The organism is Bacteroidota bacterium, assembly GCA_016720935.1.
Lineage (GTDB): Bacteria > Bacteroidota > Bacteroidia > AKYH767-A > 2013-40CM-41-45 > JADKJP01.
This window is the reverse complement of the sequence record JADKJP010000006.1, coordinates 1,450,145-1,470,339: the sequence shown is the minus strand read 5'-3', so window position 1 is coordinate 1,470,339 and position 20,195 is coordinate 1,450,145. Positions and strand designations below refer to the sequence as shown.

Annotated in this window: 13 protein-coding genes and 1 pseudogene; 7 read left to right on the top strand and 7 right to left on the bottom strand. The window is 41.2% G+C overall.

The window, feature by feature from the left end:
- Window positions 1-54 precede the first annotated feature (54 nt).
- Window positions 55-899, bottom strand: a pseudogene (locus IPP86_14205) (transketolase).
- A 170-nt stretch (window positions 900-1,069) separates the two neighbouring features.
- Window positions 1,070-1,456, bottom strand: a complete 387-nt coding sequence (locus IPP86_14200) for an RNA-binding S4 domain-containing protein (GenBank protein ID MBL0139663.1) — start codon at window positions 1,454-1,456, stop codon at window positions 1,070-1,072.
- Window positions 1,457-1,518: 62 nt separating this feature from the next.
- On the opposite strand from IPP86_14200, the gene IPP86_14195 reads away from it, so the two are divergent.
- Together IPP86_14195 and IPP86_14190 are read left to right on the top strand one after the other, a co-directional pair.
- Window positions 1,519-2,310: an AI-2E family transporter gene (locus IPP86_14195; GenBank protein ID MBL0139662.1), complete on the top strand. Its 792-nt coding sequence runs from the start codon at window positions 1,519-1,521 to the stop codon at window positions 2,308-2,310.
- Complete coding sequence (locus tag IPP86_14190; GenBank protein MBL0139661.1) at window positions 2,298-2,531, top strand: AI-2E family transporter; 234 nt, start codon at window positions 2,298-2,300, stop codon at window positions 2,529-2,531. Before IPP86_14195 ends, IPP86_14190 begins: the two co-directional genes overlap by 13 nt.
- A gap of 45 nt (window positions 2,532-2,576) precedes the next feature.
- On the opposite strand, the gene IPP86_14185 is transcribed toward IPP86_14190, so the two are convergent.
- The 3 genes from IPP86_14185 to IPP86_14175 form a co-directional block, all read right to left on the bottom strand.
- On the bottom strand, window positions 2,577-4,145 hold the full coding sequence (locus tag IPP86_14185; protein MBL0139660.1) for an organic solvent tolerance protein OstA: 1,569 nt from the start codon (window positions 4,143-4,145) through the stop codon (window positions 2,577-2,579).
- Window positions 4,146-4,229: 84 nt separating this feature from the next.
- Complete coding sequence (locus IPP86_14180; protein ID MBL0139659.1) at window positions 4,230-5,072, bottom strand: serine hydrolase; 843 nt, start codon at window positions 5,070-5,072, stop codon at window positions 4,230-4,232.
- A 58-nt stretch (window positions 5,073-5,130) separates the two neighbouring features.
- A complete protein-coding gene (locus IPP86_14175) occupies window positions 5,131-5,436 on the bottom strand; it encodes a hypothetical protein (protein ID MBL0139658.1) in 306 nt (101 codons plus the stop codon).
- On the opposite strand from IPP86_14175, the gene priA reads away from it, so the two are divergent.
- Window positions 5,430-7,889, top strand: a complete 2,460-nt coding sequence (gene priA, locus IPP86_14170) for a primosomal protein N' (GenBank protein MBL0139657.1) — start codon at window positions 5,430-5,432, stop codon at window positions 7,887-7,889. The two genes, IPP86_14175 and priA, sit on opposite strands and share 7 nt — an antisense overlap.
- Window positions 7,890-7,923: 34 nt before the next feature.
- Here priA and IPP86_14165 read toward each other — a convergent pair whose 3' ends face one another.
- Window positions 7,924-11,898, bottom strand: coding sequence for a PKD domain-containing protein (locus IPP86_14165; protein MBL0139656.1), 3,975 nt, complete (start codon window positions 11,896-11,898; stop codon window positions 7,924-7,926).
- A gap of 316 nt (window positions 11,899-12,214) precedes the next feature.
- Between IPP86_14165 and IPP86_14160 the strand changes: the two genes are divergently transcribed.
- From IPP86_14160 to plsY, 4 genes are all read left to right on the top strand, one after another.
- A complete protein-coding gene (locus tag IPP86_14160; protein ID MBL0139655.1) occupies window positions 12,215-12,991 on the top strand; it encodes a triose-phosphate isomerase in 777 nt (258 codons plus the stop codon).
- Between the two features lie 10 nt (window positions 12,992-13,001).
- Window positions 13,002-13,826 carry a 50S ribosomal protein L11 methyltransferase gene (gene prmA / locus IPP86_14155; protein MBL0139654.1) on the top strand — a complete coding sequence of 275 codons (825 nt, stop codon included), beginning with the start codon at window positions 13,002-13,004 and terminating at the stop codon, window positions 13,824-13,826.
- A 207-nt stretch (window positions 13,827-14,033) separates the two neighbouring features.
- Entirely contained in the window at window positions 14,034-18,398 is a 4,365-nt protein-coding gene (locus IPP86_14150; GenBank protein MBL0139653.1) for a hypothetical protein, read from the top strand.
- 103 nt (window positions 18,399-18,501) lie between these two features.
- Window positions 18,502-19,137 (top strand): glycerol-3-phosphate 1-O-acyltransferase PlsY, encoded by a 636-nt coding sequence (gene plsY, locus IPP86_14145; GenBank protein ID MBL0139652.1) that lies wholly within the window; start codon window positions 18,502-18,504, stop codon window positions 19,135-19,137.
- Here plsY and IPP86_14140 read toward each other — a convergent pair.
- On the bottom strand, window positions 19,102-20,064 hold the full coding sequence (locus IPP86_14140; GenBank protein ID MBL0139651.1) for a tetratricopeptide repeat protein: 963 nt from the start codon (window positions 20,062-20,064) through the stop codon (window positions 19,102-19,104). The two genes, plsY and IPP86_14140, sit on opposite strands and share 36 nt — an antisense overlap.
- Between the last annotated feature and the right edge of the window lie 131 nt (window positions 20,065-20,195).

Genomic DNA, 20,195 nt, shown 5'->3' with positions numbered 1-20,195 from the left:
GTATGATTTGAAAAATCCCCCGGTTTGTATTTGTATTACCTGAGACAGAACGCATCAGAAATCTCCAAGCGTTTCTTCCAATTGCGCCAAAGCGGTTTTTGTTTGTTCCGGATTTGGAGCCACACCATGCCATTTATGAGTATGCATCATAAAATCTACACCCTGTCCCATTACCGTTTTCATCAGGATCATGACCGGTTTTTGTTTTCCCGTTCCGGATTTTGCTTTTTGCAAAGTGTCCACTACTTCCTGCATGTTGTTTCCGTCCATTGTTAAAACTTCCCAACCGAAACTTTCAAATTTTGGTCGAAGATCACCATAAGGCATAACGTGTTCAATGGAGCCATCGATTTGCTGATTGTTCACATCCACTGTTACAATAAGGTTATCAACTTTTTCGCCCCGGCATACATTACTGCCTCCCAGATCTGACCTTCTTCCATTTCGCCATCTCCACACAGGCAAAACACTGTACTGGAGTCACCATTCAGCTTTTTTGTAAGCGCTGCTCCGATAGCGACACTGATTCCCTGACCAAGTGATCCGCTTGCAACACGGATTCCCGGCAGCTTTTCATGTGTAGCCGGATGACCCTGAAGTCTGGAATTAATCAAACGGAAGGTAGAAAGTTCCTTGACGTCAAAATAACCTGAACGCGCGAGAACACTATAGAATAGAGGGGAAATATGTCCGTTGCTCAGGAAAAACAGATCTTCTGATTTTCCATCCATCGAAAAAGCTTTCGGGTTGTGATTCATGATTCCGAAATACAATCCAACAAGAAAATCCGCACAACCAAGGGAACCGCCCGGATGTCCGGAATTGGCGACGGTAACCTGACGGATAATATCTCTTCTCACCTGAGAAGCAATTTTTTGCAATTCTTGAGTGCTGCGCATAGTTTGGAAATGTTTGGGGAATTCCGGGGATTTGAGAAGCACAAAAGTAGGTCTTCTACGTCACGGAACCGGTCAGGAAAGACCTGATTTTTCAAGAAAATATCAACAAATCAAAAACGCAGAGAAGCAATTTTTATTGAAAGAACTGAATGAGGAAAAACTGCCATTTATCAATATTCACCCATAAAATCATCCAGATCCCTGCGTTCCCGCTTGGTAGGTCTGCCTGTTCCGGGATCCCTGAAAATAGTAACTCTTGATGCCCTTTCCTTGTAAGCAGCGATTTCTTCCGGTGGGGTCAGATCTTCGGCATATTCAGATACCAGTTTCGCGTTTAGCCTGTTTGAAGTCAGGTTCAGGACTTTCAGTGTTTTCACCAATCCGGTTCTTTTTAATTTAATTTCTTCGCCAATTTTAACATGACGGGAAGGTTTTACCGCTTGTCCCTGAATGATAATTTTGCCTTGTTCGCATGCTTTGGTAGCCAGTGACCGGGTTTTGTATTGCCGGACTGCCCAAAGCCATTTGTCTACACGTATTTGTGTTGGTGTTTCCATGAGTTTTCAAAGATAAAATATTCAATCAATCCTTATCTTTACACTCTCAATCATTTCTCTTTATGGCCTCAGATTGGATCAAGAAAAGATTTACGCATCAGTTTGTACTTGTTGCATTAATAATTACAACCGCTCTCATTGGGTATACACTTCGGTCATTTCTGGATGCCATTCTTGGAGCAATAATTCTCTATGTGTTGTTCCGTCCAATGATGCGCAAATTGTTGGAGAAACGAAAATGGAAACCCTGGCGTGCAGCGATGTCCATCATTTTACTTTCTCTTGTGCTGGTGATGATTCCGATTTTGGTTATGAGTTATATGATCATTCCGAAACTCTCGATTTTTTTTAATGAAGGATCTATCACCATGAAAGTTCTGAAAGATGCGGACATTAGTTTTCAGCGTATGACCGGATTTCAGCTGATGACCACTGGCAACATGGCTAAACTTCAGTCGGAAGCTGCAGGATTCATCACGAATTTTCTTGGGGAATCAATGATCATTCTGACCAATATTCTGCTTTTGTTTTTCTTTTTTTACTACATGCTCATCAATACGGGTAAGCTGGAAAAATTAATAGAGGATTACCTTCCTTTCGCCCAGGATAAGCTTGCACGATTTTCAAAAGAGCTGGAATCACAAACATTTTCGAATGCATTAGGATCGCCTTTACTTGCCATCATTCAGGCAGGGGCGGCAGCTCTCGGTTATTGGATATTCGGCTTACCTGATCCGTTGTTTTGGGGAGTAATGACAGGATTCTTTTCTTTTTTTCCGGTGGTAGGGTCCATGCTGATCTGGTTGCCTGCAGCCATTTATCAATTGTCCGCAGGGCAAACATGGCAGGAATAGCAATAGGAATATTTGGTGTCGCGATCATCGGAACCATTGATAATATTTTCAGGTTTATTTTTCAGAAAAAATTCGCGGATGTACATCCGATTATCACCATTGTGGGAGTCATCAGCGGATTGCAATTGTTCGGTGTATCCGGGATCATTTTTGGCCCCTTACTGCTGTCATATTTTTTAATTCTCCTGAAAATATTCAAGGAAGAATATCTGACCAGCTGAAATTAGTTTAAGGAAAGAGTAAGTCAGGAACGGAGCCCACAAAAATTATTTCCTGTCCGCTGCAGAGAAAAGATCAGCTTTCGATTTTGGCCTCTTATTTTCAAGCCAGGAAAATCCTTTTAGTCGAAGTTCAGTTGTTGCAAGCTCATGAATTGGATACATGGTTCCATCCGGATCGTTTTGCAGCGTAATTGTTTTCACTTTGCTTTTATCCACGAAAATGATCATGTCACTGCAATCTGCCCGGTTTACCGCGAAGTTCTGTTCTCTTTTATTCTTGGCGTAATAGATCGTCTGGCCATTTCCTTCTACATTAATTCTAACCAACTCATTCTTTTCAAAAAAACCAGTCATCCGTTTTCCTCTGATCTGATTGAATTTAAGTGAGTCCGGAATTTCCAGGGAGACACTGTCAGCCCGTGAAGTAATAAAAGAATTATTCACCAGATGAATATGCGTAATTTCAGAATTAGCGGTCTGGAGAGTAACAGAATCAGCAGTCAACTGGTTAAGTCCCGACCAAAGCACCGGTTGATAAAACATTCGGATTGTTGAATCTCTGAAATTATAAACTAGTGAATCACAGGAACCCTGAAAATCAGGTTTAAAAAGTCTGACATCGTGGAAGGCGTACATGTTTCTTTTAGATGCAGCCGTATCTCCATTGATTTTTTCGCCAACGGCAAGCAGTGTATCCGCATGTAAAAAAAGAGTATCTGTTGTAAAAATCTGCGACATCAATGCATGTCCTGTGACCCAGGAGGAGTCAGTGACTTCGTGATGTTCACCATAATCTCCACCGATAATAATTTTATTTGTTGTATCTTCAATTGAAACGTTTCCAAAGACGCGGCCGATTCCGGAGTTTCTGTCATAGAGTACAGAATCACCACGCAACAGTTGTGTTTCAGTTTGCAGATAAGCGTTTTTATGAAATGAAGATGTCTGCTTGATAGTATTGTACCAACCACTTTCACAATAGATCACATTTTTTGCTGAATGCAACCAGGTAGGTCCAAGAAAGTAGGCGGATTTATCAAGAGTATTGTAACGAAGTGTATCGCCTTCCATTCTGTATTTTGGATTCACCAACAATACATCTTCACGGAAATACATATCGTGGGTATTGCTGTAATAGTAACCAAGGCGGCTGGTTAATGTATTTTCGCCGTCGACAATATTTGCACTGTCTTTATAAAAGGCGATATCTGTTCCGAGGTCATAATCCAGGCGGGAAGTCCTTAAGGTCATACGTTGATCGCTCAGGACGACATTTTCAAATACCTGTGCTTGTCGTGTGTTGCCATCGTAGAGTAATCTTTTCCCTGTTAATGTCAATGTATCCCCCTGTGTGATTCTGATATTCTGAAAAGCTTCCAGCCTGTTTTCATCCTGGTAGAGATATGCGCTGTCGCAATGCATGATTGCGTTTTCATGTTTGAAGGCGACATTTCCCAATAAACGGGTTGCTTTCGCATTGATGCTCTGATCAAATTCGCTGACATCCGCATTCAGGAGCTCAATTTTTTTTGGTTCCTGAGCAAATACCGGATTCAGCAGAAATATGAAGCAATTCAAAAAAAGCAAAAGAAAAAGGGCAGAACATTTTCTCATAGATTCTGCAAACATAAGAAAGGAATTTCTTATTTAAATTGTCGAAGATAAAGAGGAAGAAATACAGAAACAGATAATCTGTTTCTAATTCAGCATCGCACTGTTTTCATTCAGGCTTTCATAAACGATTCTGCTGACCTGGGCAAGTACTTCGGGTAAGACCTTGTTGTCAAGGCCTTTGGTCATAACAGTTAAAATATAAGGTCTGTCGTGATAATAAAAAATACCGGTTTCATGGAGTTGCTGGATTTCGCCGAATGAACGCTCCCCAAATTTCCGTGCAATCTTTAATGACGGATCCATGTATTTTGAAAAGCCGGTTTTAAATCCACTTTGTGACAATAATTGAAGCGCGTATTCTGAGGCTTCAGGCTTTAGGACAGAGGAATTATACAAAACCCTGAGAAGGCGAGAACATTCCTTTACAGTTAATTCATAATTCATCTGAGCCTTGCCAGGAATCGGCAATTCAAGATCCTTTAAAATGTTTTGATATGCAATAAAATCAACATCTCTGTTCAATAATGCAGCTGCGTCATTATCTGAATAAATGATCATTTGAGCGATGAGATCTTTTACTTTATAATAATTGCCGGGTACCAATACATTTCCGGTTAAAGTCTGTTCGGGAATCTCACCAAAATGACGCATGAGAAGAATCTTTTTTTCCAAAATGGATGGATTGCTTTCAGCAGCTTTTAGATAACAAATCATGGTTACCACCTTCATGATACTTCCCGGACTATATGTTTCAGAAGGATTTATGCTAAACCATTTTCCATCAGACTGTTGCCGGAACATTACAGAAGCGCTTTGAATGACTCCGGCTGCCTTTTGCTGGTCAAAAAACTGATTCAACTTAGCCTTTAAGTGGTCAAAACTCTGTTCCTCATTCCCAACATCCACCAGTATTACGGGTTTGGTCAATTCATAAATGTTTTGACGCAGGATTTGGACGGAACAATTGTTTCTTTCTGAAACCCGTTCAATCACTTTGGTTGGTTTTTGATAAAGCCATGTAAAGGCCGATCCGAAAACCAGCAAAATCAATAACAAATAGTAAATTGGTAACTTGTAGGACAAAAATTTCATGAGTTCGCAGTTCGCTTTTGCCCCCAAAGAAAAGCGAATGCTCAAAATTATTCTTTATTACTGGAGAAAGAATGAATTCTTTGCGCATTATCTTTGTTATTCTTTCAAACCAAAATTTTTCTGGTATTATAACAAGCAGGTATTTTGACCAATAACACCCAAGTCCTTGTTGATGTGGTACTTCCCTTGGCTGTGTCACAGTATTTTACTTATAAAGTTCCGGAGGAATTAAGGCATGACATTTCTCAGGGAAAACGTGTCATAGTCCCTTTCGGCAAACAAAGGATTTTCGCGGCTCTCATTAGGAACATCAGGCAATCCGAAAATGAGGACCTCACTGCCCTGAAGTCGGTTCAGAGTATCCTGGATGAGAAAGCCATTGTAAATGAATATCAGTTTGAACTTTGGGCATGGATGGCTGATTATTATTTGTGCCAGGAAGGAGAGGTCATGAATGCAGCACTTCCACCGGGTTTGAAACTGCAAAGTGAAACTAAAGTCGTCCTGAATCCGGCATTCGAACTGGATATCCTGGAATTGGAACCTTTGGAACAAATTATTTATGAATCCTTGTTGAGCAAACAAGAAATGAGTATTGAAGAGGTTTCCCAGGTGCTGAAGAAAAAAACGGTTCATGCTCTTTTGAAAAAAATGCTGGAAAAGGGGATGATCATTTTATCGGAAGAAATCGAAGAAAGATATAAGCCGAAAAAGGAGACCAGGATTCGTTTAAGTCCTGCTTATGAAATCGATTCTGAATTGCATACTTTATTTCAGGAATACGAACAGGATAAACGAAAAGGAAAGCAGCTGGAAACACTGATGGTATTTCTAAAACTTCTTTATCAAAAAGATGAAAAAGATTTTGTGAGGAAGCAAGACCTTCTTAAGGAGGAAAATATTTCATCTTCCGCATTGCATACTCTGATCAGGAATAACATTTTAAAAGAATGGGATGTCAGGGTTGATCGAATTCCGGTTGCAACCGGTGAGCATGTGGATACATATTCGCTTAGTGAGGCTCAGCAAAAGGCATTGAAGGATATCAAAAATGCCTACGAACAAAAAAATGTAGCCCTTTTACACGGAGTTACTTCCAGTGGTAAAACAGAAGTTTATATTCACCTTATTGAAGAAACGATAAAATCAGGGAAACAGGTTTTGTATCTGTTACCGGAAATCGCTTTGACAACACAGATTATCACCAGGCTTCGGCGTCACTTTGGTGACAGAGTAGGAGTTTATCATTCCCGTTATAGCAGTAATGAAAGAATTGAAGTATGGAACCAGGTGAACAGATTTTCTGAAGAAAATGCTGAAGGATCTTATTTTAAATCTCAGATTGTTCTTGGTGCCCGTTCTGCATTATTTCTTCCTTACAGCAAATTAGGACTTGTGATTGTGGATGAAGAACATGATTCTTCATACAAACAAAATGATCCTGCTCCCAGATATCATGGGAGAGATACCGCTATCGTACTGGCGAAAATTCATGGCGCCAAAGTATTGCTTGGTTCTGCAACACCTTCTCTGGAGAGCTATTACAATGCTCTTGCCGGGAGATATGCCTTGGTAGATCTGAAGCAACGATTCGGTGGCGTTCACATGCCTGAAATTGTCGTCGCGGATGTAAAAGAAGCGACTCGTAAGAAGATCATGAAATCTCATTTCACACCTGAATTGATTCAGTCGATTGATCTTGCTTTGAAAAACAAAGAACAGGTTATCCTGTTTCAAAACAGGCGTGGATTTTCTCCTTACCTCGAATGCAGACAATGCAACTGGATTCCAAATTGCAAAAATTGTTCCGTGACATTGACCTATCACAAACAAAGTCATCAGTTAAAATGTCATTATTGCGGATATGGACAAACCGTTCCTGCATCGTGTATGCAATGTGGTGATCATCATCTTGAAGTAAAAGGATTCGGAACAGAGAAAATAGAAGAGGAGATTGCCATCTTTTTCCCTTCTGCCAGCATTGCTCGTATGGATTTGGATGCCACACGTTCAAAACAATCCTTTCATAGAATTATTACCGATTTCGAAGAACGGAGAATTGATATTCTGGTGGGTACACAGATGGTCACCAAAGGACTGGATTTTGATAATGTGAGTACTGTTGGGATTATCAATGCCGATCAGTTACTAAATTTCCCTGATTTCCGTTCCCATGAGAGAAGCTTCCAACTAATGGCCCAGGTGAGTGGGCGTTCCGGAAGGAAGCAAAAACAGGGAAGGGTGATTATTCAGACTCAGCAACCGAACCATTGGGTAATTCGTGATGTTGTAAAAAATGATTATGAAGCTTTTTACAAACGTGATTTATTTGAAAGACATAAATTCAATTATCCTCCGCATACACGTTTGATCGAGATAATAATACGTCACAAGGATTCTGATGTGGTTCAGGATGCGGCAGGAGTTTTTGCCACAATGTTGAGGAACAAACTTGGCCAGCGGGTAATTGGCCCTCACATTCCGCTGATTTCAAGAATACGGAATCTTTACCACCGTGTTGTCATCATTAAAATAGAACGCGAAGTTTCCTCCAAAGACGCGAAAAATAAAATTCGTGAATGCATGTCTGCTTTTTATGCAAATCGTGACAATCATCCGGTGCAGATGCATGTGGATGTAGATCCGATGTGATAAGAAAAGCCATCCTTTTGAGATGGCTTTTTTGTTATTCTCTTATCAGTTGAATAAACCCGTGCAATTCATTTCTTCTGGTTAGCATGACATAATAATAGGTTCCTTCAGAACATTCTGTTCCGTCTGTATCCAAGCCATCCCAGGCAAAATCAGGATCGTTGGATTCAAAAACTATTTTACCCCAACGATTGTAGATTTTGAAATAGAAACCTTCGAATGTGCACAATGAATCGATGTGATAGGTGTCGTTTCTGTGGTCATCATTTGGTGTAAAGACATTCGGAATTTTCAGAAGGGCTTCACAGGTTCTGTATATCACCAATACTGAATCCGAACTGGAACAACCGTTTCCATATCCGGCTTCAACAGTGTAAAGTTGAGTAGTACCTGTTGTTGTAGCGTAGAAAGTTGTACTGCTCAACGGATCAGGGTTTACCAGTGAGGCAGGATTCCATGAATAAGTATAGGTCAAACCACCGGGACCAATGGTTTGTACATGTAAAGTGTCGAATTCTTCATCACGCACAATGATGGTATCTTCAAGAATGTCAACATTCACAATTGTTGTCACCTGTATTGAATCGGAATATGGAACCTGAACATAACAGAAATTACCACTGATCGGCATGGTAAAGCCGAGATAGAGGCGAGGGATAAAATTATCTACACTGTTGTAAGTATGAGTAACAGTGTCCTCAGACGTACTCGGAATTACAGTTCCATCACCAAAATCCCATGCATATAAATTTGAATTACTGGCCACTCCGTTAAAGGTGACAGTCAGTGGACGACAACCCGAATCAGGAATGGCAGTAAATGATCCTGTAGGGCCAGGAACAACAACGAGGTCAGGTTGGCGAACAGAATCCACACAGCCGAAACGGTTTGTAACAGTGAGTGCTACATCATACGATCCTGCCGGAACAGAATAGTAATTTACATAGGATGAAAGGTTGGTATTTAAATTTTGTGTGTATTCCAGATCCCATGAATACGTACCCATGTAATTGTTGGAGTCGGAAGTAAACACTGCGTAAATCTGTGCTTGTTTGATACCGTTAGTTTCCACACAGGTATCCTGCAAAGTCCAATGGAAACTCGCGGGAGTGGTATAAACAAATATGTCTTTACGAATAGAATCTACGCAATTGTTATTGTCGGTCGCGATTAATAAAACAGAATAACTTCCATTGTCGGTGTAGCTGTGCGTTTCAGTATTATTTGTGGACGAAGAGGTGTTTCCATCACCGAAATTCCAGGAATAAGTCACCGGATTAGCTACATAGGTTCCGGGTGAAGCATTAAAACTGATTGGCGCATTTCTACAGAGGGTATCCGCGGTGGTAGTAAATGTAGGATCAGGCTGAGTAGGCTGGATATAATTGAAAGCTGTAGTTGAATTTGTACATCCATTTGCATCAATGACAGTCAGTGTCACAGAATAATTTCCGGGTGTTGGATATGGGTGATTAGCCGTTCCGGTTAAGGTTGTATCCACTGAGCTGCCGTAATTCCAAATCCATTTTACAATAGCGCTGCCTTCAGTGTCTGATGTATCCGTAAATACTACGTTTAAAGGTGCACAACCTGTGAAAGGAGAAGCCTTGAAATAGGCGGTAGGGCCAATGATGTGCACCCGTTGAGTATCTACACTCACGCAATTGTGGATGTCAGTGATTGTGAGCGTTGCTGTATAGTACCCGGCATTGTTATAATAGTGTGGTGAATTAATTAGTAAGGATGTATCCTGTACACCTGCAATTCCTTCACCGAAGGTCCAGACCTGAGTATTGTAATCAGTTGAACCGGTGCCTGTGAATTGAATGGTGGAAGGGTGACAGGCTTCGATTGTATTCGAAGCGGCAACGGCCAATGGAGCACGAATCTGAACAACATGAACTGAATCAACAACGCAACCTGAGACAGAACTGGTAGCGGTCAGTACCACGGTGTAATTTGTGTTGGAAGGATAAGTGTGTGAAGGATTAGTTTGCGTTGAAGCAGCGGAACCATCACCAAAATCCCAACTGTAACTGGTAGCACCTCCACTCAGATTATTGAAAGTAACAGAATATGGATTAGCACAATTGTACACAGGTGCAAAATCCGGAATAGGACCATTTACGGTAATGAGATCTGTTAAGACAATGGTATCAGGGCAACCATTGTAATAAGCGATTAGAGTTACGTCGAAAGGATCAGCAGTACCGGAAGTATCGATATTGTACTGATGATTCGGGTTTTGCAAAATACTGGAACCACCGTCTCCAAAATTCCATCTCCATCCGGTAATTGGCGGTGGAGCAGAGAGATCGGTAAATTGAACATTGTCTTTGAAACAAATTACCTGAGGAGTCGCGCTGAAATTAGCATTCGGTTTTGTTCCAATTTTAATGTAAGCGGTTTTGGTAAGTGTTTCAGTACATCCTGATGAAGTCGTAATTGTCAGGGTAACAGGAAAAATTCCAACCGCATTAAAGGTGTGCTGAATGGTTGGACTGCTACCGGAAGAATGGGGTCCGGTGCCGTCTGTAAAGACCCATGTATAATCGGTGATGGTCGGATCCGCCGGAGAATTTACACTCGCGTTGAATGTAAATGTAGAACCTACACAACCACTATCAGGTTGGCTAAAATCAATTACTGGTTTTACAATTGCAACGTAATTTGAAAACAGGGCACTGTTGCGACAACCAAAGCCATCGACGACGGTCAGGTTCACGCTGTAGTAACCAAAATTATGATACGTGTGTGAAGGATTTTGGACAGAGGAAGAGTCCAATGCACCGCTGGAGGGATCTCCGAATACCCAGGACCATGCAGTATGTCCGGAAATTGTATCATTGAAAGAGACCGTGAAAGGAGTATCACATGCCTGATGATCAGGAGAAATGAAAGCGACTTGCGGTGGAACCCTTACACGAACGGATTGTGTAATCACATCTGTGCAGGAACCAATTGAAATTGTCAGACTCACCTGAAATGTTCCCGGTCCGCTGAACACATGAGAAGGGTCGCTTTGTCCGGATGAATTATTCACTCCGCTCGAAGGATCTCCGAAATTCCAGTTATACACACCTGTTGAACCGGTATTGGTAAAGAAGATTGTATCGTTCATGCAAACGACAGTATCGGATATGGTAAAATTTGCCACCGGTTGAGCAATAGTGACTGATTGGTTGTGTGTATCGTTACAACCAGGGACTCCCGAGGTAAGTACAATGTTATAAGTTCCGGTTGAATTGTATGTGTGAGAAGGATTCGCTAAAGTTGAAGCATTGTCGACTCCACTCGCCGGGTCTCCAAAATCCCAGGTATACAAACTTGTATTCGACGAAGTGTTTGTAAAGCTGATCGTAGCGGGAGCGGAGCAGGAAGTAATTTGGTTGACAAAGAAATCAGCTACAGGTTGAGGGAAGACCCATATTGTGTCTTCGTTATAACTGCCATTGCATCCGTTTGCATCATTGATCGCAAGAACAGGATAATAGGTTTGGTAAGTACTACCTCCATTGGTAAAGATATGATCGACAGTACTCACACCCGTGACCTGAGGCGTACCGTCATTAAAGGTCCAGCTGAATTGGTTAATAGCCCCGTCTCCGGGTATAGAAGTATTTGTAAAAGTAATCGACGTTCCGGAACAAATGGAATCATTGGTTACCGAATAAGATGCTGTAGGCGGAACGAATACCCGGATATAATCAGTCTTTATTTCAGTATCTGAGGTAGTGCCATTCGAAACAGTGAGTGTTACCGTATATAAGCCGGAAGTAGCAAAGGAGTGATTCGGGTTTTGTAATACAGAACCACCGGTTCCATCTCCGAAATCCCATAAATAGGTGGTAGGATTACCTGTGGAAGTGCTGGTAAATTGCACAATTGCAGGAGGACAATCCTGAAGAATGTCGGCATTGAAATTAGCCGTAACCTGTGCAAAAGATGCAATAGAGGCGAAAAGCAGACTGACAAATACTAAATAAATCTTCCTTTGAAGTGAGGACATGAACTTGATGTTAATGAATGAAATGTAATTTTTATCGGGTTTCAAATGTAAAATAAAATCGTGATAAAAGAAGCTCTGAAAGGCCTCATTTTAGAGATATTTCAGCTCAAATCTGGCTTATGGTATTTCCGGCTGGATACATTAACATTTTCATGGCGAATTATGACATTTTGGTTATGAACGAATCATTAGAGGAGCACTATTATTTTTGATAAATCACCTTGAATAAGTTCACAACTGATCTCATTGTTGAAATTTTCATCTTGCTAGTGAGCACTATTTGATGTTATTTCGAACTCTCTAAAATGTCATTTTCATGAGGAAAAAAATAGTCGCCGGAAACTGGAAAATGAATCTGCTTTATGCTGAAGCAATGGCTTTGGTGGATGGTGTCATTGACAATTATGATGAATCCGGTAGTACAGAAATTATCCTCGCCCCTCCGGCAATTTACATTCAACAGATCGTTTCCCGTTTGCAAAAATGTCCGCAAGTTGCCATTGCTGCACAGAATTGTTCTGAGCAGGTGAAAGGAGCCTTTACAGGTGAGATCTCCGCTGCGATGCTTGCTTCCATAGGCACTGAATATGTCCTGGTTGGTCATTCAGAAAGAAGGGCATTGTATCATGAAACAGATGTTCAATTGGCAGATAAAGTGACACGTGCAATTGAAAACTCTTTGCTCCCTATTTTTTGTTGCGGAGAAACGCTTGCCCAAAGAAATCAAGGACTGCATCGGGAAACAGTACAAATGCAATTGGAAAAAGGACTTTTCCACTTAAATGAAAACCTGATACAGGATTGTGTTATTGCCTATGAGCCTGTCTGGGCAATTGGAACAGGAGTTACTGCTTCATCAGTGCAGGCTCAGGAAATGCATGCTTTTATCAGGCAGTTGGTTGCAAACAGATACAATACAAATGTTGCCGATCAGCTCACCGTTCTTTATGGTGGTAGTGTAACCGCAAAAAATGCTCAGGAATTGTTTTCCTGTCAGGATGTGGATGGAGGACTGGTAGGCGGGGCTTCCCTGAAAGCGGATGAATTCAAACAAATTATCAAAGCGATGAATGCCATCATCGCGAAATCCTGAACAAGGTTATATGGATTATCTGGAAATACGATTTTACAATGACCCTGCAATGAACGAAGTTTTGATTGCATGGCTGGGGGAAACAGACTTCCAGATGTTTCAGGAACAGGAAGACGGTGTTTCCGCATTTATCCCTGCAGCGGATTATCAGGAAGATAAAATTTCCGAATTGATCAGAAGCATTCCGGGAAATGAAAATATCCGGATGGAAAAATCGTTTATTAAAGATAAAAACTGGAACAAGGAATGGGAATCCAATTTTGAGCCGGTTACTGTCAAGAATGAAGTTCATATCAGGGCTCCTTTTCATCCTCCAGCTCCATCCGGGCTGATAGAATTGATCATCGAACCAAAAATGTCATTTGGAACCGGTCATCATGCTACGACCAGTCTGATGATTGAACAAATGCTGGAGATGGATCTGGAAGGCAAATCTTTGCTTGACATGGGGAGCGGAAGTGGTGTCCTCGCGATTCTAGCAAAAAAAATGGGCGCGGAAAAAATCCTTGCTACGGATATTGATGACTGGGCCATCGAAAACAGTATCGAGAATTGTAAACGGAATCAAACGGAAGATATAGAAATACAAAAAGGAGACTATCGGCTTTTGAAAAATCTCGACTTTGATATTATTCTCGCGAATATTAACCGAAATGTATTGCTTAACGATATGGAAGCATATTCCGTGTCCTTAAATCAAGGTGGAGAATTGGTGATCAGCGGTTTTCTTACTGAGGATGTTTCTGTATTGAACGAAAAAGCTAAATCTCTCGGACTGCAGGTGCTGAAAGAAAAGCACCACGAAGGCTGGGCATCTGTCTCGTATAAAAAATAAAACAATTATTCCTGACTGCAATTTGGGAATATATTCCATAGTTTCCACTCTTCCGCTTACCCAATAATTTTAAATCATCAGATGCATCAACCCAAATTCAACTCGCTCTATTCAATTATTTTGTTTTTCCTGTTTGGATTTATCTGCGAATCATCCGGGCAAGGAATAAAAAACTTTACCACTGACCCGGTCAAGTTTAGTGAGGAAATGAGAACATTTCTCATGGAGACTGACAAGAAGGAAGGTGAGAAGATAATGGATGCGTTTGATGTATTGTGGACAGGAGGAAAGTTTAGCGCCGATCAGCAACAATTGATCTACAAGACCAGTAACGCGATGCTCCGCAAACGCATGAAAGCTTTTCCGGATTTCAGAAATTACATCATTGCACTGACAAGTTTCGCCGGAAGTAACCAGTCGGCACAAAGTTTTTCGGCATGGCAGGCGAGTCTTGATAAACTGTTATTGATGCCTGCTAAGTATTTCGCGAATTATGTGATCACCTGTAATAACTTGTTCCGGAGTAATGTATTGTACGAATCCGCTTCGACCAATTGGCACAGCGACAATCCGAATTACACTTTTGAATTTGACACTATACCAAAAATCGTTTTCCCGGCGATGAACCTGGTTTGTACTTCCAAAGGAGACTCATCCATAATTTTCGCGACGAAAGGTGTCCTGTATCCGACACGCCAATTGTTTTACGGTTCGGGTGGTAAAGTTAACTGGGTAAGGGCAGGATGGGAAGAATCGGTTGTACGTGCGGAGCTTTCAAATTATACGATTGATGTGACAGGAAGCGATTTCTTCGCGGATTCAGTTACCTTTTTCAATACAACCTATTTTAAACAATCTCTTCAGGGAAAATACACGGATAAAATTCTGTCCAATGTTACCCCGGAAAACGCGAGTTATCCTCGTTTTGAATCCTACACAACAGGACTTGCTATAAAAAACATTGTTCCGGATGTCGACTATCAAGGTGGCTTTTCAATGGTGGGAAATAAAATGATCGGATCAGGCAATAGTGAGGAGGATGCAAATTTGTATTTCAGCAGGGATAAAAAACTGTTTTTGAAAGCATCGTCAAAAGGATTTGTAGTGAGGAAAGATAAAGTTACGAGCGATAACGCCTCTGTAAATATTTTCTTCGAAGATGATTCCATTTATCATCCTGGTGTTGCATTTAAATACATCGTTAAGGATAGGGAAGTAGCATTGATCAGAGGAGAAGAAGGAAAATCAAAAAGCCCCTATTTTGATTCTTTCCATCAGATCGATATGTACTTTGACGCATTGTACTGGAAGATCGATGAGCCGATCATGAATATGAAAATGATCAGCGGTGTCGGTGAAAGCAAAGCGACATTTGAATCCAGCAATTATTTTCGTCTCCAGCGCTTTCTGAAACTACAAGGTTTGAATGATGTGCATCCATTCCTAAAAGTGAGACAGTTTGCGGCAAAGCAAGGCAGTCAATTCATCAACACAGAAGACCTTGCGAAAGACATGCATTTGCCGGTGAGTGAAGTCAGGATCATGCTAATGACCTTTGCCAACCAGGGTTTTGTGATGTTTGACGCGGCCAATGACAGAGCAGTTATCAAAGATCGATTGAATACATATCTGCTCGCTAACTCCGGGAAGATTGATTACGATGTCATCCAGTTTGAATCAATTATCAATGCACTTCCAAATGCGAGTATTAATCTGCTGAACTTTGAAATAACGCTTCGCGGTCTTGCGCCTATCGTACTCAGTGATTCGCAAAATGTAATTATCTATCCTAAAGACCAGGAAGTAAAATTGAAAAAGAACAGGGATTTTACCTTTGCCGGCAGGGTGAAGGCAGGACGATTTGATTTTTACGGTAAACAGTTCGCATTCGATTACCAGAATTTTAAAATCAACCTGGACAATGTCGATTCACTTAGATTGAAAGTAGAGAGCAACGATCCGGCTGAACAGGATGAACTGGGCCGACGTAAACTGGTTCCTGTAAGGAGTGTTTTGCAAAATATTTCGGGAGACTTGCTTATTGATTTCCAGGGAAACAAATCCGGAATGCATGAATATCCGCAGTATCCGATCTTCAATTCGAAGAAAGACTCTTATGTGTATTACGACCGGCCCTGGATCCAGGAAGGTGTGTATACGAAAGATAAATTTTATTTTCACCTTGATCCTTTTACGATCGACTCCCTGGATAATTTCAGTCGTTCAGGACTTCGTTTCAATGGAGAATTTGTTTCCGCGGATATCTTCCCGGAGTTCAGAGATACATTGCGTTTACAACCGGATCTTTCTCTCGGACTTGTGCGGGAAACCGGGGACGCAGGTTGGCCTGCTTACGGCGGGAAGGGTAAATTCATCAGTACTGTTAAACTCAGCAATGAAGGTTTGCATGGTGATGGTACGATTGAATATCTGACTTCCACATCTAAAACAGATGATTTTCTATTTCTTCCGGACAGTATGAATTCTACGGTGAAGAGTTTTGTGAACAGAAAAGAAAAACTTGGAGGTGTTGAGTTCCCGGCGGTGAAAGCGGAAACTGTCTACGAACATTGGGAACCGAAGAATGATGTGATGTATGTGAACAAAACAAGTACGGATCTGAATATGTATGAAAGTCAGGCGATGCTGAATGGTAATATTCAACTCCAACCAACCGGAATGACAGGAAATGGAATCATGACTTTTGCAGCAAGCGAACTGGAATCACAGCGTTTTAAATACAAATCAAATGTATTTGATGCCGACACTGCTGACTTCCGATTAACATCTGATAATACAGCTGCGCTTGCATTCAGTACCAAGAATGTGAATTCGCACATTGATTTCCAGAAACGTGTCGGTGAATTTAAATCCAACGGTGGCGGATCCTATGTAAGCTTCCCGCTAAACCAGTATATCTGTTACATCGACCAGTTTAAATGGTTCATGGATCAGCAGGAAATTGAGCTGAGCTCTTCGGACAAAGCGCAGGTGAAAGAGGACACCACCAACACAGGTTTGAGTCTTACCGGTTCAGAATTCATCAGTGTTGAACCGCGACAGGATTCCCTGCGATTCAAAGCGCCGTTCGCGAGATATTCTTTGAAAGATTACCTCATCAAAGCTGAAAAAGTGGCACTGATTCAATCTGCGGATGCTTCTGTGATTCCGGACAGTGGAAAGGTGGTTGTAGAAAGATATGCTAAAATGAGGACGCTCAGAGATTCACGAGTAATCGCGAACAACACGACCAAATACCATACAATCTATAATGCCAATATTGATATCATGGGCAGGAAGCAATACCAGGGAACCGGTGACTATGATTACATTGATGAGAACAAGATCAAACACCATTTGCATTTTGATAAAATAGGCGTGGATACCACTTTCCAGACTATAGCCGATGGTGAACTGGCAGATACAGCAGGATTCCCGCTGAGTCCTCAATTCCTGTTTAAAGGTTCTGTACATCTGACAGCCTCGAAAGAGTTCCTCACTTTTACCGGTTACAGCAAACCAAATTTTCATTGTGAAAAAATTGAGCGTAACTGGATTCGTACAAGCGGGGATATTAACCCGGCGAATGTGAGCATTACGATTTCATCTCCGGTAACAGATGCAGGAACCAAACTGGCCGCTGCAGTCGCGCAAACCAGCGACAGTACCGGTATCTATGCCGCCTTCCTGATGCCGAAACAAAAACCATCAGATCTGGAAATTATCAATGCCAGTGGAGTGATGTATTATGATAAAGGAACAAGTCAGTTCAGGATTACCACTCCAGAGAAGCTTGAAAAACCGGGTATCGCAGGAAATTATCTTAGTCTGGATGATAGCAGATGTCTTGTGTATGGAGAAGGTAAACTTGACTTTGGATCCGATTTTGGTCAGTTGAGTCTGAAAGTGGTTGGAAATGTCATGAACAATCTGAATAACGACAGTACTCAGTTTGATGTATTGGCAGCCATCAATTTCTTTTTTAATGACGATGCCATCAAGATCATGAGCGAACAGATTTCCACCAATCCATCCCTTCTTGCAACTCAGGATGTAGGCAGGCCGACATTTGAGCATGGACTAACTGAATTGGTTGGAAAAGAAAAGGCAGATAAACTGATTGCGGAGTTGAACCTATATGGATCATTTAAAAAAATTCCGGAAGATCTGAGACAGACATTCTTTATCACGGAATTAAAAATGGCATGGAACAATGAAACCAGGTCTTACAGGTCCATTGGTCCGATCGGAATTGGAAGCATCGACAAAGTATCTGTGAACCGAAAAGTGAACGGATATGTTGAAGTCATCCACAAAAGAACCGGAGATGTACTGAATATTTATCTTGAACCGGAAAATGGTAAATGGTTCTATTTCAGTTATGCAAGAGGACTCATGCAAGCACTTTCAACAGTAACAACATTCAACGATGTGATCACAAAGTTGAAACCCGAAAAACGTATCAACAAAGAGAAAGACAAACCCGACTTCGAGTACATTCTTTCAACTGACCGAGCAGTGAAAAACTTCCTCAAACGCATGCAACCAGCTGTAAATGAAGAGGAAAAGTAATTGGAGGTTGAATAATTAAGAATGTTTGGTTAAGATTGTATTCGGAAACAGAAAAAGCAGGTGTTTTACTCAAAAAACGCCGGTTTTTTAACATCAGTGGGGATTGTTAACATTACCAAATATACTCGGTTTACTTGCTGCCTATCTTGTTGGATCCATTCCCTCAGCGGTATGGGTTGGACGAACCTTTTACGGAATTGATGTTCGTGAATATGGTAGCGGTAATGCCGGAGCTACCAATACTTTTCGTGTATTGGGAAAAAAGCCTGGAACAGCAGTGCTTATCATGGATATTGTAAAGGGATTCATGGCGGTGAAGCTGGCGTATTTTATCGGGGATTATGATCCTCAATCACCGGAGTTCATCGATTTTGAATTAGCTCTGGCAGTCTGTGGATTACTGGGACACATCTTTCCAATTTATGTTGGTTTCCGTGGAGGAAAAGGAGTGGCTACTATGCTTGGAATCCTGATTGCAGTTCATCCGCAGGCAGCTTTGATTTGCGCAGGAGTATTTATTCTAACCCTTTCAATCAGCAGATATGTTTCCCTCAGTTCAATGTTAAGTGGAATTACTTTCCCTGTAGTAATCATGGTGTTTTACTCCACCAACTCAAGTATCAATATTTTTTCTCTTGCTGTTGCAATATTGATTCTGGTAACCCATCAACGCAACATTGAGCGTTTGATCAAGAATGAGGAATCAAGGGTGAATTTGTTCCGTCGAAAAGCTGCCTGAGTCCGGGCAGAATTTGTTGAGGTAATCCCGGATAATGAGTGCTGAATCCAGTTGTTTCGCATAGATCATGTCCGGGCAGACTTTATCCTTCTTGTCAAGGTAAGCAAGTGTTATTCCCCTGAAATAGTAGGCGTGAGCAAATTCCGGTTTCAAATGAATTGCGCGGTTAAAATCGATCAGAGCGGAGCGAGCAGCTTCTTCGCTGATGTCCAGTTTTATCAATTTCAAATGGCCACGCTGAAAATAGTACTCCGGATTATCAGGGTTCAGATCCACTGCATAATTCAGCCATTTTAATGCCTGTTGGTAATCTTTCAAACTATCACAAAACATAGCCTGTTTGAATTTTTCTTTCGCTTTGGCAATGCATTCAGGACTTTTGCATTTATTTTTTTCAATGATTGCATCCGCATTTGATTGCAGAGAATCAGGGAAAGTGGTTCGTATGTATTCTTCATACCTGGAAGCCCTGAAGGTGTTGTGGAATTCTCTGGCGTTCCAGACAACACCAAGATAAGAGATGAGCAAAAGAATCAGAATAGCAGCTGAATAAGAAACCTTATCCATTCTGGATTTCATCAACCAGGAAAAACCATTGCTGCTAAATTGTTTAAGAATCAAGAACAACAGATAGGAACCAATCAAAGCAATAATAAACCAGCCTGTATTTTCACCAAAACCCCAATACTGCAGACGTAGCAAGAGAAGAAAGAAGGAAATTCCAAAAATTAACTCCGGTGAAAGCTTTATCTGTCCTTCCTGCCGATAGTTTTTGTACATGTCATTGATTCCTCCCGAAATGAGTATTGTTGAAAGCAACATTCCTGATAAAACGAGGAATAGAATACCACCCGGGATTCCGGTTTTGCGTATATAAATTCCTGCTACAAACAGGAGCAATAAAAATCCTTCCCTGGAGAATTTCATAGTCGAATTTCGGTTTACGAAGATAAACTGCTACTCACTTTATCCCCAAATTATACACAGATTTAATTGACAATTTTCAAATTCTGATTGTTGAGAAGATACACGGAGGTATGAGATTCGGCATACACGAG